Here is a 15,082-nt window from a genome sequence, read left to right as displayed (position 1 = left end):
AGCACTTTTGGGGTGCCGGGGGATTTCTGCTGTTCCCATCAGCGACTGTTCAAGCCTCTAATATATCGTCATCCTCAGCCGCGGCACCGGGTGGCATGTCAAAGTCCAGACCATGGGCCGCGCGGATTTTGTCTTCGATCTCAAAGGCTATGCGGTCATTGTCCCGCAGGTATTGCTTGGCGTTCTCACGCCCCTGCCCGATCCGTTCGTCGCCATAGCTGAACCATGATCCCGACTTTTCGACCACACCGGCCTTGACGCCCAGATCCAACAACTCACCCATCTTGCTGATGCCTTCGCCATACATGATGTCGAATTCCACCTGCTTGAACGGCGGCGCCACCTTGTTCTTAACAACCTTGACGCGGGTCTGGTTGCCAACAACTTCGTCACGATCCTTTATCGCGCCAATGCGGCGAATGTCCAGACGGACCGAGCTGTAGAACTTCAGCGCGTTCCCACCAGTTGTGGTTTCCGGGCTGCCGAACATCACGCCGATTTTCATCCTGATTTGGTTGATGAAGATCACCATGCAGTTCGAGCGACTGATTGATCCGGTCAGCTTACGCATCGCCTGGCTCATCAAGCGGGCCTGAACGCCCACGTTGCTGTCGCCCATGTCGCCTTCCAGCTCGGATTTCGGCGTCAGTGCCGCAACCGAGTCGACCACAACCATGTTCACCGCTCCCGAGCGTACCAGCGTATCGGTGATCTCAAGCGCCTGTTCGCCGGTATCGGGTTGCGAGATCAGCAGCTCATCCAGATCGACACCTAGTTTGCGAGCATATTGCGGGTCCAGCGCGTGTTCGGCATCGACAAAGGCACAAACCCCTCCGCGTTTCTGCTGTTCCGCGATACAATGAAGCGTCAGCGTGGTTTTGCCGGAGCTTTCCGGCCCGTAAATCTCGACAATCCGGCCCATCGGCAAACCGCCGATACCTAGCGCAATATCCAGGCCCAGAGAACCGGTCGAGCTGGCCTCGATATCCTGTTTGGCATCTTCGCCCAGCTTCATGATCGAGCCCTTGCCGAACTGCCGTTCGATCTGTGCCAGCGCGCTGTCGAGCGCCTTTTGCTTGTCTGCGTTTTTCTTGTCGCTCATCGTCAGAAGATCCGCCATTGTCCTGTCGCTTTCCCTTTTGTCACACCCTTGAACGGGCGGCAATCGCTGCTTTGTTCGCCTCTTGTTCCTTATGGGACCAAAAAGAGAACATTTCAATAAAAACTTACAGAACCAACTGTTCTTCAATTGTATTAAAGACTCGTTTACAACACTCAGAAAGAACAAGAGCGTTGATAGCAAAGGGCAAAATGCTGATTTTTTACAAAGAGCGACTCGCGCTTTTGTCCGTTCCCAAGACCGGCAGTACCGCCTATCAGGCTGCGTTGCGCGATCGGGCCGATCTGGTTGTCAGCAACCCGCCCGACCTCAAGCATGCGACTGTGCGCAGATTTGACAGATTCTTTCAGACCATGTTCCGCAAGGTCTGCCATACCGAGATGGAGATCATGGGCGTTGTGCGTGACCCGATTGACTGGTTGGGCAGCTGGTACAGATATCGCAGCCGTCCGGATCTGGCCGGTCATCCCAATGGCACCCATGATCTAAGCTTTGATGACTTTGTGCGTGGATACCTGCAATCTCCGCGCCCGTCCTTTGCCGATGTCGGCAGCCAAAGCACCTTTTTCGAAACACGCAGCAATGATGCGGGTGAAACACATGTCTTTCGCTATGAGAGTCAGGACAAAATCCTGAATTTCTTGCAGAGCCGCCTGAGCTATCGCATCGACCTGCCCAGGCTGAATGTTTCACCCGACCGCCCGCTTGCCCTGAGCGATGAGACATTGCAGCGATACCGCAACACATGTGCGGTCGAGTTCGACCTGCACGCCGCGGCGCAATAAGCCCCCTAGTTCAACTGCTGGAACACGGCTTCGGTCAACTGGGTCAGGGAAAACGGTTTGGGCAGAAACGCCGCGTCCGGGATCTCGGGGCCGGACGCGCCAAACGCACCTTCGGTATAGCCCGACATAAAGACGACCTTTACCTCGGGCCGGGTTTCCTTGGCCTGGCGCACCCAGGTGGGTCCGTCCATTCCCGGCATCACGACATCGGTGACGAAGAGATCGACATTGAGATCCGCATCCTCCAACAGCCGTAGTGCCTCTTCTGCTGATTCCGCCTCAAGCACAGTGAAGCCTTTCAGGCGCAGCGCTCGGGTTGCGAAAGCGCGCACCGGGGCTTCGTCTTCGACCAGCAAGACAACACCTTCACCCTGACGTGCCGGTTGTTCTTCGGGTTTCTGCGCGACTTCCGGCTCTAGCGTCTGAGCAGCGCTGCAGACAGGCAGAAAGATCGAAAACTCGGTGCCGCGCCCCTGAATGCTGTCCACAAAGATGAACCCACCGGTCTGTTTGACGATGCCATAAACGGTCGAAAGCCCCAGCCCGGTCCCCTCGCCCGTTCGCTTGGTCGTAAAGAATGGCTCGAATATCTTTTGCAGTTTGTCGGCCGGGATACCGACGCCACTGTCCACCACTTTGACCGTCACATATTCGCCGGACGGCACCGTAGCGCGATCCCGGGTCAGCGGTTGTTCAAGCGTCAGCACTTCGGTCTCGATCCTGATCTCTCCGCCCTCGGGCATCGCATCGCGCGCGTTGACCACAAGGTTCATCAAAACCTGTTCCAATTGGCGCTTGTCGGCCCTGACCGACTTTAGAACCGGGTCGTGGCTGAGTGTCAGCCTGACTTTTTCGCCAACCAACCGGTTCAGCAAATGGATCAGATCCGATATCGTGTCGCGCAGGTCCAGAACCTCGGGGCGCAGGGTCTGTTTCCGGGAAAACGCGAGCAATTGGCTGACCAGCGCAGCCGCGCGATTTGCATTCTGGTTGATCTGGATAAGGTCACCATAGTCGAGGTCGTTTTGATCATGACGCAACAGCAACAGATCGCAATGTCCCGAAATCGCAGTCAACAAGTTGTTGAAATCATGCGCCACACCACCCGCCAACTGCCCAACGGCTTGCATCTTCTGGCCCTGGACAAACTGAGCCTCCATCGTCTTGAGCTCGGTCGCGTCGTTCAGAATGGCAATCAGGCAGTCCTCGGCCCCCTGGGTGTAGCGAGACAGCGTGACCTGAACAAACACCTCCTGATCCCGGCGATTAAGGCGCAGAAACTCGGCCCGCGGAACAACGTCTTTCTCATTTGACCGTTCCAGCCAGTCATCCACCGGGTGTCCAAGTGGCTGCATGATGTCGCGAATATTCACCTGACTGGACAAGTGCTCGCCAACCAGACGAACGGCGAGCCGGTTGGTTTCAAGAATGTCCCCGTTCAAGGATAGACGCATTACGGGCACCGGCAAATCAGCCAGAGAGGTGAACCCCTGATGCAGAACGCTGCCGTCCAACTCAGCCAACAGAAAATGCCGCACCGCGCTGCCCTGATCCAACGCGGCGGCGTGAACAGGTATCGCACGATCCGCAGTTTTGACTTGCCCGATACCACCGTTCCAGGGCAATCCGGCCTGAACCATCTGCGGTCTCAGACCCAACAAGTCAGCCGCGGCCGGATTGGTGCTTTGTACGGTTCCGCATTTCGCAAGGGTCACAACGGGGAAATCCGCCGTTTGCCAGCGGTCGTCCGAAAGGGTCTGAAACCGCCAATGAACAAGGTCCTTGTTCAGCCGCGTAGCGGTAACAGCGATTGTTCCGTCACGCATGGCGATCCGGTCCTCGGCCTTGTCATGTTGATCCAGTCGTGATTGCAGTCGCAACAGAACAGATGCCGGAACAGGCAAAAGCGCACGCAGGCTATGTTCAAGGCTTTCCCCCGGAAAAGCGCGAAAACGGATTTGTGCGTGAGAATTCGAAACCTGTACCACCCCTCGCAAGTCAGCGACAACGCTGGGATGGTCATCCGGTTCGATCATCGAAGCCAATGCCGCGCGCACCTTTGACCGAGTAGCGCGGTTAAACCAATACCTGGCTTTGACGCCAACCGCGGTCAAAATCAGAGAAAGCCCCACTACAAGGAACGTCGCATTCAGATATTGAGGAAAGGAACCGACCAGTGAGAGCAAGCAAAGTATGACCGCAAAAACCGACAAAGTCAGGCAGCGCGGGATTGTCGACAGGAAGGGGCCCCCGACCCACGGGGAGGACTCTGCGGTATTCGACATAAAGGGCTCGAAACTGTTTTTGATATGAAAGACTCGAAGTGGTTAACCTCGACTTAACAGCGAGCAAGAAGATCACACAATCAAGAGTTGATGACTAAACTACAGCTTTCGCCTTAAGTGTGACGAAAAGAACCCGTCTGACGAAGGCGAAACCGTCCAGGTTTTCTGGAAGCATGCTTCCCATAACGGCATCTCGGACAAAAACTGCGCGACGGCCGCGGCATTCTCGGCGTGCAGAACCGAACATGTGGCGTAAGCCAGAATGCCATCTACACTGACCAAAGACTGAGCATCGCGCAAAATCTCACCTTGTATGCGCGTCAGCTCGACCAAACGCTCAGATGTGAGCGCCCATTTCCCGGCCGGTGCCCGACGCCAGGACCCGCTGCCAGAGCAAGGCGCATCTGTCAGCACGATGTCAAAAGGCGCCGCCTCTGTCAGCTTTTCCGAAGACAGAAGCTTGATCTGCGCCCCCGCGCGTTCAGCGCGCGCAGGCAGATCTTTCATGCGGTTTGGGGATTTGTCATGGGCAAAAACCTCGACCCCCTCGGGTCGAGCCGCCAGCGCAAGGGCCTTGCCGCCCCCGCCAGCGCAATAATCCAGCACCCGCATGCCCGGGCGTAACGGCAATTCCGCGACAACAGCCTGACTGGCCGCGTCCTGTAACTCGACGAGCCCGTTCTGATAGGCCGCACTCTGGGCGATTTTCCGGGCGCCTGCCGTAACCTCAAGCGCGGTGTCGCATAGGGCATGGGACCGGGTTTCGATCCCATCGGCTGCCAAGCTTTCAGTGGCGCGGTTCAAGTCGGATTTCGCCAGATTGACACGTAGGTGAACCGGTGCCCTGGTTTGCAACGCTTGGGCGGCGACTTCGGTTTCACCTGCAAGAGACCGCGAAAATTCGGGCCACAGCCAATCGGGAATATCCAGACGCTCGGCCTCTGATTCAAAGTCACGCATGTCATCGTGAACGGTCAGAGCGTCCGGCGCATATCGCTCGCCCGTGAACAGATCGGATGGGTCGCGCGCTTGCGCTCGCAATGCACCGATCATCAAACCCCGCCCGGTGCCAGACCCACCAAGCGCCGCAAAGGACCGCTTGCAACGCAACGCATCAAATACATGATCACGGATCGCTGCCCGGTCTTTGGACCCCGCAAAACGACTGCGCCGCGCCCAGCCGGTCAGCGCTTTCTCAACCGGGCTTCCGGCAAGAATGTCATCGAGGATTTCAATCGATGCCTGAACACGGGCCGCGGGTGTCATCGTCTGATGGGTCCTTTGGGTCGAGCCCTCTACATCACGCGGTAGTTGGGGCTTTCACGGGTGATCTGTACGTCATGCACATGGCTTTCCTTCAGGCCAGCACCCGTGATCTTGACGAAATTGCAGTTCTTGCGCATCTCGTCGACGGTTGAACATCCGGTATAGCCCATGGCAGCGCGCAGGCCCCCGACCAATTGGTGAATAACCGCGCTGGCCGAGCCCTTGTAAGGCACCTGCCCTTCGATCCCTTCGGGCACCAGCTTGTCGTTGGCCGCGTCCTTCTGGAAATAACGATCTGCCGAACCGCGCGCCATTGCCCCCAAGCTGCCCATGCCGCGATAGGATTTGAAAGACCGGCCCTGATACAGGATCACTTCTCCGGGGCTTTCATCCGTGCCCGCGATCATCGACCCGACCATGGCACAGGACGCGCCTGCCGCGATGGCCTTGGCGAAATCACCCGAAAACTTAATGCCTCCATCCGCGATCACCGGCACATCGCCGGCAGCAGATGCGCAATCCATGATTGCCGTCAGCTGAGGAACGCCGACACCGGCCACCATCCGCGTCGTACAGATTGAGCCCGGGCCGATGCCCACCTTGATCGCATCCGCGCCTGCATCGATCAGCGCTTTGGTCGCCTCGGATGTTGCCACGTTTCCGGCGATGATCTGTACTTCGTTCGACAGGGTTTTAACACGCTTCACCGCATCCAGAACGCCCTGAGAATGCCCATGTGCGGTATCCACCACAATGATATCAACACCGGAATCCACCAACTGTTCGGACCGCTCAAAACCCGCGTCCCCGACCGAGGTTGCAGCGGCGACCCGCAAGCGACCCAACCGGTCCTTGCACGCAGTGGGGTTCAACACGGCTTGTTCTGTATCTTTCAAAGTCAGCAGACCGGTCAGCTTACCCGCGCCATCCACAACCAGCAGCTTTTCGATGCGGCGGGCCCGCATCAGGCTTTTGGCCTCTTCCAGATCCGCAGGCTCTTGCAGCATCGCGAGATTGTCTGAGGTCATCATCGCCTTGATCGGCGTATCGTCAGAGGTTGCAAAACGCATGTCGCGGTTGGTGACGATACCGACAACGCGGCCATCTTCTTCCACAACCGGGAACCCGGTGAAGTTATAACGTTCAACCAGCGCCTGCGCATCAGCAAGCGTCTGATCGGCGCGCAGGGTCACGGGATTGTAGACGATGCCGGATTCGAACCGTTTGACACGGCGCACCTCCCGGGCCTGCTCTTCGACCGAAAGGTTCTTGTGCACCACCCCGATCCCGCCGGCCTGCGCCATCGCGATTGCCATGCGCGCCTCGGTCACCGTGTCCATGGCCGAGCTGAGCAAAGGTATGTTCATGGTGATTTCTCGCGTCACGCGCGTTGCCGTATTCGCCGTTGCAGGCAGCACGGAAGATGCGCCCGGAACCAGAAGAACGTCGTCGAAGGTAAGTGCCTCACGAATCTGCATTTGAAAACCCCATGCAAAAGCCCGTTTGACGGCGACCCTATTGCATGGATTGCAGCCAAGGAAAAGCCCTTGCGACCAAGTTGTTGTAACCCGCGCGGTGTTGCCGCGGCAGAAAACGACGCAAGCGGTGCAAAACGTGCCGCTGAATGCCCTTTCCCTTCGCGTTCAAACCCATATGTTCCCCGGCATACGCGCGAATACAAAGGCAGGCCATCCATGACCACCGATCCACTTGTCGTCTTCACCCCATCCGGCAAACGCGGGCATTTTCCGGTGGGCACTCCGATTTTGACCGCTGCCCGTCAGCTTGGCGTCGATCTGGATTCGGTCTGCGGCGGGCGTGGAATTTGTTCCAAATGTCAGATCACGCCCAGTTATGGCGAGTTCCCCAAGCATGGCGTAACCGTCTCCGAGGATGCGCTGAGCGAATGGAACGCGGTCGAGCAGCGCTATGACGATAAGCGAGGCCTGAAACCGGGGAGGCGTCTGGGCTGTCAGGCATCCGTGCAGGGCGATGTGGTGATCGATGTACCGCCTGAATCTCAGGTCCACCGTCAGGTCGTGCGCAAGGCGGCTGCGGCGCGTGCCATCACCATGGACCCAGCCACGCGGCTATATTTTGTCGTGGTGGAAGAGCCCGACATGCACTCCCCCACCGGCGATCTGGAGCGGCTGGAACGCGCCCTGCGAGAGCAGTGGAAGATCGACGCCGTTACCGCTGATCTGTCGCTGATGTCCAAGCTGCAGCCTGTGTTGCGCAAAGGCAAATGGGAAGTGACCGTCGCGGTCCACAAAGGCCACAAGGATGAGGTTGCGCGTGTTGTCGAAATCTGGCCCGGTCTGCATGAACAGGGCCTCTATGGTCTGGCCATCGACCTCGGCTCGACCACCATCGCCGCGCACCTGACCGATCTGGAAACCGGTGAGGTCAAGGCGTCCTCGGGTCTGATGAACCCGCAGATCCGGTTCGGCGAAGACCTGATGAGCCGTGTGTCCTACGCCATGATGAACCCCGGCGGCGATGCCGAAATGACCAAGGCAGTGCGCGAGGCGATCAATGATCTGACCACCTCAATCGCCGAGGAAGCCGGGATCGACGCCGCGCTGATCGTGGAAACAGTGTTCGTGTGCAACCCCGTAATGCACCACCTGTTGCTGGGCCTAGACCCGGTAGAACTGGGACAGGCCCCGTTCGCGCTGGCCACGTCCGAGGCGATGGCCCTGCCCGCCCGCGAAATGGACCTAACCAATATGAACCCGCGCGCGCAGGTCTATATCCTGCCCTGTATCGCGGGCCATGTGGGGGCCGATTGCGCCGCCGTGGCGCTGTCGGAAGAACCCGGCAAATCCGAAGACCTTGTGTTGATCGTCGATGTGGGCACCAACGCGGAAATCCTGCTGGGCAACACCACCCGCGTTCTGGCCTGTTCCTCGCCCACCGGCCCGGCATTCGAGGGCGCGCAGATCAGCTCCGGACAGCGCGCCGCGCCCGGCGCCATTGAACGGATCGAAATCGATCCCATCACCAAAGAGCCCAGATTCCGCGTCATCGGGTCCGACAAGTGGTCGGATGAGGACGGGTTTGACGTCGACATCGCCACCACCGGCATAACCGGCATCTGCGGTTCGGGTATTATCGAGGCGGTGGCCGAGATGCGCATCGCGGGTCTGCTGGACGAAAGCGGCCTGATCGGATCGGCCGAGCAGACCGGCACCGCGCGCTGCATCCCTGAGGGCCGCACCCATTCCTATCTGATCCACGATGCCAGCGCCGAAGGCGGTCCGCGCATCACCGTGACCCAAGGCGATATTCGCGCCATCCAACTGGCCAAATCCGCGCTTTACGCGGGGGCTCGCCTGCTGATGGATGAGATGCAGGTCGATACCGTCGACCGCGTGGTTCTGGCCGGGGCGTTCGGGGCACATATCTCGACCAAACACGCAATGGTTCTGGGCATGATCCCGGATGCACCGCTGGACAAGGTCTCCAGCGCAGGCAACGCCGCAGGCACCGGCGCGCGGATTGCGCTGTGCAACATCGGATCGCGGGCCGAGATCGAACGGGTCGTACGCGAAATCACCAAGGTCGAAACCGCGATTGAGCCGAAGTTCCAGGACCATTTCGTCGCTGCGAATGCGATCCCGCATAAAACCGATCCCTTCCCGGAACTTGCGCAGGTCGTCACCCTGCCCGCGCCGTCCTTCAACACCGGCGGCAGCGACTCGGAAAACTCTGGCCGACGTCGCCGCAGAAGGTCATAGTCGCCTCAACCAAAGGAGGCGAACATGGCAGAGAACGAGGAACAGGCGGAATTCTGGGGCAGGTCCGCGCAAGGCGCCAAATGGTTGACCTTTGAAGATCAGCTTGATCATGCCTTTGCACCTGTTCTCGATCTGGTTCTGAACCGGGCCGCGCTGTCGTCGGGCATGCGCGTTCTGGATATCGGCAGCGGCACCGGGGTCAGCTCAATCGCTGCGGCCCGCGCGGTTGGTGCAGACGGTCACGTTTTGGCCGCTGACATTTCGCAGCCTTTTCTGGACCGCGCGGCCAAACGTGCTGAAAGCGGCGGGTTGCGGACAATCACGTTTCAGCACGCGGACGCTCAGACCTATGCATTTGAGCAGGGTCTGATGGATGCCGCAATTTCGCGGTTCGGGGTGATGTTCTTCAACGACTCGGTCGCGGCTTTCCGAAACATCGCATCTGCCCTGAAACCCGGCGCGCAAATGACCTTCGCCGCCTGGGGGCCGCTGGCCGACAACCCCTGGTTCAAGATCCCTCATGTCGCCGCCGTTCAGCGAATGGGCCAACCGCCCCGCGTGGACCGCTATGCACCCGGACCGCTGGCGTTCCACGATCTGGACCACGTCAAAAGCCTGATGACACAGGCCGGGCTGTCCGACGTGACCGGCGAAGCGGTGCAAGTGAATCTGACGGGTTTTGGCGGCGTCGAAACCACTGCTCACTTGGTGACACGCGTTGGCCCTGCGGGCCGCGTTGTCGCGCATTTCGAAGGGGATGAGACCGATACGAACGCCATTCAAGCCACGGTCGCGGAAGAGTTTCGCCAGTATCAATCTGGGTCTGATGTCCTGATCCCGGCGACGATCAACCTGTATCAGGCCAGACACCCTGAATGACTGGAGCGGGTAACGGGAATCGAACCCGTAACAAGAGCTTGGGAAGCTCGTGTGATACCTTTTCACCATACCCGCAACTATAGTTTGGTTAGCCCTCGTCGCCATTGAAAGCAAGCGGCAATCGTATCCAGGTTTCCTCTGCATCTATACAATATTGCACTTGAGGTCCTTCGCGATGTTCGCGTTTCTAAATGTCATCAAATAATTCCGCCGACGCGACCAATCGTTGTGAGACGCAAGATTCGACTGCCGGTTCACGGATATGCAGTGTTGCGTCGAATGCTGTGTTTGGGATGACGGCGTCTTCCTCGCAGATCAGCAACCTGTCATCTTTGACACCACATGCGCAAATGGCCTTGGAAGATTCCGCCAGATCTGATTTGCCATCTCAACGCACCTCGGGGATAGCGCAGTGCGCTCGGTATTCAACTGTAGTGGAGCCAATGTCTCAAAGTGTGTTTGTATAGGTCGCGGTGAACGCGCGCGGGACAATGCCAGAGTCAGCAATCGCGAACCGATCCGCAGAAAGAAAATGGGAACTCAGTCACGTCGGACCATGACAACACTTGGAGACGAACCGCGCATTTTGGGAAAATGGCTAATATCCTCACTGCCGGAACTGACTGGGATTACATCGCGATTAGCGGATTGTGCCATGGCGGCCAATTCTTCCTCGATGTGGTGGTCTGTAAGGTCCGGCCAATCAGCTGCGCCGCTGATAAAACCAAGCTCGCGAAGCTCGCGGCTAAGTGAGCCCAATTTTATCTCAGCAGACAAATCATGGCCTGACCGGCGACTACCTGCGGTAGACCAAAACCTCCCGAGATGCTCCAGTTCATGGCAGTTTTTGCGGCCAAAGTATTGCGCCTGCCTGACCATCTGTTTCGCCTCAGTCCCAGGGCGGCGCTTGATGATTCCAACCTTGCTGTCCCTTGAATTAGAGTATGTTACTAGGTGGAATGGGCTGCCATCGGGTCCAAGGATACTGTCAGCGCTTACATAATGCGCCAATTGCTCACTCCATGAGTGCCGTTCAGGGTGAAAAATCTTGTAACCTTCCTCGACCAAATAGTTTTCGATCAAACGTTCACCCAAAAAAATGCGCCCATGTTTTCCGAAAGTACCGGAGCGTGAGATATAAAGCTTGCGTGCACCAGTGCCCTCGACGTCACGTCGGATTCTCTTTGACACGAAATCGCGAAATTCAGGGGCACCGAACATGAGGCGGTTAATACCACAGGCCTGTGGTGGGACGATAAGATGCTCTGCTCGATAAAAGGTGTCCGCCAGTTTCCAAGGAATGTCCGGCAAATCCATGACTTCCCTCAGCCTTGCGTGCACCTTATCGACGCCACCCTGACCAGTTCCGGGATCGGCAGTAAAAAACAACACTCCATCGATTGGATCATCGATGTGATCCAGTGCCCAGATTCGACCGATTGACTCGGTTAGCGTATGCCCAAAATGTTCGTGAATACGACCACCGAAAAGCCATCGACCAGCTAAGTCAACAATCCGTTTTCGGCGCGGATGCGACCGCAATACTGTGGCAGACCGATTGTGGGACAACCAGCAAATCGCCTGATCAATCACCTGACGCTCTGAATCATAGACAGAAGCACGGATTTGCCACCCCTTTGCTTTCGGTTGCTGCGCCAAAACCGCTTTGTCGTAGTGGGAGATTTTGGATGCAATTGGTTTGTCTGGCTCCAGACTATAGCGTCTAGGTTGCTCATATCTGGACGTGATGGCTGCTTGGTCAAATGGCGTTTTCGCGCGATCGGGTGTCTTGAACGTGATCACTTGCTCAGCGCTACTATACTCGTCAATGACAAACCCTTTGCGTGCCAATACCTCCTTGCAATCATGAACTCGTTTTGCGCCATAAATCTTCGGGTGAAACTCGACCAAAATTAAGTCAATGTGTTCGAGATTCATCTTAGTGAGAAGATCAAGTTCCGAGCCTTCAATGTCCATAACCAGTACATTGTGTGGAAATGCGGCCCTGACATCATCGTAGTGAATTGTCGGAACTTCGAACGTTTCTTCTTCTGCTGTCTCTTGCTCATTGTTTGCATTGGCAGAACTCATGAACCATGGGTTGATAGAAAGCGGAAGCAATGCGCCGCCTACTTCGGTCGGGTCCGCGACAACAATCTGATTGCGCACCGAAATACGGTCCGAAATTCCATTGTGCGTATGCAGCTTCGCTATGTGCGGCAAGAGGAGAGCATTGCCTTCAAAACTCAATATTTTAAGAGTCGGAACATTCTTTGAGAATGCAGCACTTACCAAACCCACACCCGTCCCCAACTCGACCACTCGATCGGTAGCCCTGAGGTTTGCCAGTCCGGCCTCGACCTTTGGACGCTCATAATCATGACTTCGGATACATTTGTAATGCGATCGCCGAAACCATGGTGCCTTAAGCACCTCTACGCCATGAAAAGTGGCCACTACTTCGTTTTCAGCTGTCATTCAGGTCTGCCACTTTTGGGTGTTGTTTTGATCAAGCCATTCAGATTACCCCGCTCGCGCGCCCGGGCGCATGAGTCGGTGGCGATTCTATATTCTTTTCTATTGTTGACAATAATTTGGGTTCATCCAGCCAAACACTGGCAGACAATTTACGCTGGTACGGACATTCAGAACAGTGGTAATATTTGACTTGTCATTTGCAAATTTGTTTTTGTTCTTGAGAATTTGAAATCCACCCGATTTCACCCCTTGCCCAATGTCCCGATATCCCCAAGCCTAACTCGACCGATCGTAGTTCATCGATCCTACCATTTTCGATGTGTCGTCGTTGTTGCAGGGTTGGGTGCGCAAGTCGCGAAAATCTGCAAACCATCCCGTACCGTCGAGCCGTTGATAATGGCATCTTCTCACCAAAGACTGAAAACGGTTGCCGACTGACAGGCTACCATTACATCATACCCGCCGCGGTGGATTGGATGCCCTGCGACGCTGCTGGGTTCAAGCCAATTGGCCGCTCAATCCGTTCTCGCACGCAAGCTGTCGATCAACTCCTTGTCCACATCAAGGACCTGACCGGCGGCTTCTAAAGTCTTGTGATCCAGATGTTGCGGGTTCAGGTCAACATCCTTAGAAAATGCCTCAACAACGGCTGTCATCGCCTTGATCCGTGCATATTTTTTGTTGTTGGCCGGTATCACATGCCATGGGGCAATTTCTGTTGAAGTCCGGGCAAGCATCTCGTTCACCGCCACTTCGGTGTCCTGCCATTTTTCACGATTGCGAAAATCCTCATAGGTCAGCTTCCAGCGTTTCAGAGGGTTCCGCAGCCGTTCGGCGAAACGCGCGGCTTGCTCTTCAGGTGAAATGTGGAAGAAGAGTTTGACGATCCGCGTATTGTCATCGACCAACATGCGTTCGAAATCATTGATCTCGCGATAAGCGGCCCGCCAGCGCTCTTCCGGCGTGAACTTCTCGATCCGCTCGACCAGCACACGGCCATACCAGCTGCGGTCAAAAGCGGAGATGGCACCTTCGGGTGGCAGACGCTCCCAGAACCGCAGTAAATAGTGACGATTGAGGTAATAGTTGCGCGGCGCTCCGATGGGCCACACCTTAAAGCTGCGCGGGTCCAGCGCTTGGCTGATCCGGCGGATCGTGCCGCCCTTGCCGGCCGCATCCCACCCTTCGAACACTAGGACACCCTTGAGGCCGTGAAACAAAAAGGCCTGTTGAATAAGCGCAAGCTGCGCCTGTAGCGCGACCAATTGTTCCAGGTATTCGCCCTTGGGCAGTTTGCACGACAAATCCGCGTCGGCGAGTTTCGGAGGTGTGTGGGACATCAAAGCTCCTGCAAATCTTTACGCTTCCTTTGTGCGATTTTGCGGGCAGCGGCGATGTGTTTCCTTGATCCGTGTCAAACAAAAAAGCCGGGCGCTGGGCCCGGCCTTGTGTTGGTTTCAATTCGGATCAGGCGCGACGGCGGCGTCCGCCACCGCGGCGACCGCCCGCTCCGCCAGCGGCGGCTTCTTCGGGCGACTTGTTGAACCGGATCCATTCACCGCCATGCGCGTCGTTGTTGGTCAGCAGGTTGGCGGCGCGAATGGCCTCCATCTCTTTGCCCGCGCGTGGCAGGGTCGAGCCCAGACCGAACATCTGAACGAAGGTTTCGTCATCCATGCCTTCGGGCAGGATGATGCCTGCGGCAGCAACCTGTTCTTTTTTCTCGGCAATACGCTTTTGCGTCACTGGCAGAGCCACCGGGTTCATGATCGCCGAGGTCATACCGGCCCCCATCGCCATCGGCAGGAACGCGTTGTTGATGCCATGACGGTTCGGCAGACCGAACGAGATGTTGGACGCGCCACACGTGGTGTTCACACCCAGTTCCTCACGCAAACGACGCACCAGCGCGAACACCTGCTGGCCGGCAGTCGCCATGGCGCCGATGGGCATAACCAGCGGGTCGACCACGATGTCATGGGCCGGGATGCCGTGGTCGGCGGCGCGTTCGACGATGGTCTTTGCAACCGCAAAGCGCACGTCAGGATCTTCGGAAATTCCGGTATCGTCGTTCGAGATCGCCACCACCGGGACGTTGTATTTCTTGACCAGCGGCAGAACCAGCTCCAGACGTTCTTCCTCACCGGTGACCGAGTTCAGCAGCGGACGGCCCTCGGCTGCCTCAAGACCGGCCTCCAGAGCACCGGGAACCGACGAGTCGATGCACAAAGGCACCTCAACCAGACCTTGGACCAGTTCGACGATCTTGCGCATCAGCGGCGGTTCGGTTTCGTTCGGGTTGGGGTTCGAGTTGTAGACAACGCCCGCATTGATATCCAGAACGGTCGCGCCCGCAGCGACTTGTGCCAAAGCGTCTTTTTCGACAGTCGAGAAATCGCCTGCCTCCAACTCAGCCGCCAGTTTCTTGCGGCCTGTCGGGTTGATCCGCTCACCAATTACACAGAACGGCTCGTCAAAGCCCAGAACGGCTGTTTTTGTTTTTGATTCTACGACTGTACGCGTCATGTC

General features: G+C 57.1%; 10 protein-coding genes and 1 tRNA gene. 3 read left to right on the top strand and 8 right to left on the bottom strand.

The features are described from left to right. Window positions 1-49 precede the first annotated feature (49 nt). On the bottom strand, window positions 50-1,120 hold the full coding sequence (gene recA / locus ACR0AG_RS20520; RefSeq protein ID WP_480842255.1) for a recombinase RecA: 1,071 nt from the start codon (window positions 1,118-1,120) through the stop codon (window positions 50-52). 191 nt (window positions 1,121-1,311) lie between these two features. Between recA and ACR0AG_RS20515 the strand changes: the two genes are divergently transcribed. After that, window positions 1,312-1,905: a sulfotransferase family 2 domain-containing protein gene (locus tag ACR0AG_RS20515; protein WP_480842253.1), complete on the top strand. Its 594-nt coding sequence runs from the start codon at window positions 1,312-1,314 to the stop codon at window positions 1,903-1,905. Between the two features lie 5 nt (window positions 1,906-1,910). Here ACR0AG_RS20515 and ACR0AG_RS20510 read toward each other — a convergent pair whose 3' ends face one another. From ACR0AG_RS20510 to guaB, 3 genes are all read right to left on the bottom strand, one after another. After that, a complete protein-coding gene (locus tag ACR0AG_RS20510; protein ID WP_480842251.1) occupies window positions 1,911-4,190 on the bottom strand; it encodes a hybrid sensor histidine kinase/response regulator in 2,280 nt (759 codons plus the stop codon). A 99-nt stretch (window positions 4,191-4,289) separates the two neighbouring features. Then, a complete protein-coding gene (locus ACR0AG_RS20505; RefSeq protein WP_480842249.1) occupies window positions 4,290-5,456 on the bottom strand; it encodes an RsmB/NOP family class I SAM-dependent RNA methyltransferase in 1,167 nt (388 codons plus the stop codon). A gap of 29 nt (window positions 5,457-5,485) precedes the next feature. Further along, on the bottom strand, window positions 5,486-6,934 hold the full coding sequence (gene guaB / locus ACR0AG_RS20500) for an IMP dehydrogenase (RefSeq protein WP_480842247.1): 1,449 nt from the start codon (window positions 6,932-6,934) through the stop codon (window positions 5,486-5,488). 216 nt (window positions 6,935-7,150) lie between these two features. Between guaB and ACR0AG_RS20495 the strand changes: the two genes are divergently transcribed. Both ACR0AG_RS20495 and ACR0AG_RS20490 read left to right on the top strand, forming a co-directional pair. Then, entirely contained in the window at window positions 7,151-9,196 is a 2,046-nt protein-coding gene (locus tag ACR0AG_RS20495; protein ID WP_480842245.1) for an ASKHA domain-containing protein, read from the top strand. 24 nt (window positions 9,197-9,220) lie between these two features. Further along, the gene (locus tag ACR0AG_RS20490) at window positions 9,221-10,075 is read left to right on the top strand and encodes a class I SAM-dependent methyltransferase (RefSeq protein ID WP_480842243.1); all 855 of its coding nucleotides are present in this window, start codon (window positions 9,221-9,223) and stop codon (window positions 10,073-10,075) included. 1 nt (window position 10,076) lies between these two features. On the opposite strand, the gene ACR0AG_RS20485 is transcribed toward ACR0AG_RS20490, so the two are convergent. The 4 genes from ACR0AG_RS20485 to ACR0AG_RS20470 all read right to left on the bottom strand — a co-directional run bounded on the left by ACR0AG_RS20485 (window position 10,077) and on the right by ACR0AG_RS20470 (window position 15,079). After that, a tRNA-Gly gene (locus ACR0AG_RS20485) sits at window positions 10,077-10,150 on the bottom strand. 465 nt (window positions 10,151-10,615) lie between these two features. Further along, window positions 10,616-12,553, bottom strand: coding sequence for an FkbM family methyltransferase (locus ACR0AG_RS20480; RefSeq protein ID WP_480842241.1), 1,938 nt, complete (start codon window positions 12,551-12,553; stop codon window positions 10,616-10,618). 515 nt (window positions 12,554-13,068) lie between these two features. Beyond that, window positions 13,069-13,893 (bottom strand): polyphosphate kinase 2 family protein, encoded by an 825-nt coding sequence (locus ACR0AG_RS20475; RefSeq protein ID WP_480842239.1) that lies wholly within the window; start codon window positions 13,891-13,893, stop codon window positions 13,069-13,071. A 127-nt stretch (window positions 13,894-14,020) separates the two neighbouring features. Further along, the gene (locus tag ACR0AG_RS20470) at window positions 14,021-15,079 is read right to left on the bottom strand and encodes a methyltetrahydrofolate cobalamin methyltransferase (protein WP_480842237.1); all 1,059 of its coding nucleotides are present in this window, start codon (window positions 15,077-15,079) and stop codon (window positions 14,021-14,023) included. Window positions 15,080-15,082 lie beyond the last annotated feature (3 nt).

The sequence above is a fragment of the Ruegeria sp. H6 genome (assembly GCF_056532975.1).
This window is presented reverse-complemented; position numbering and strand designations above follow the sequence as displayed.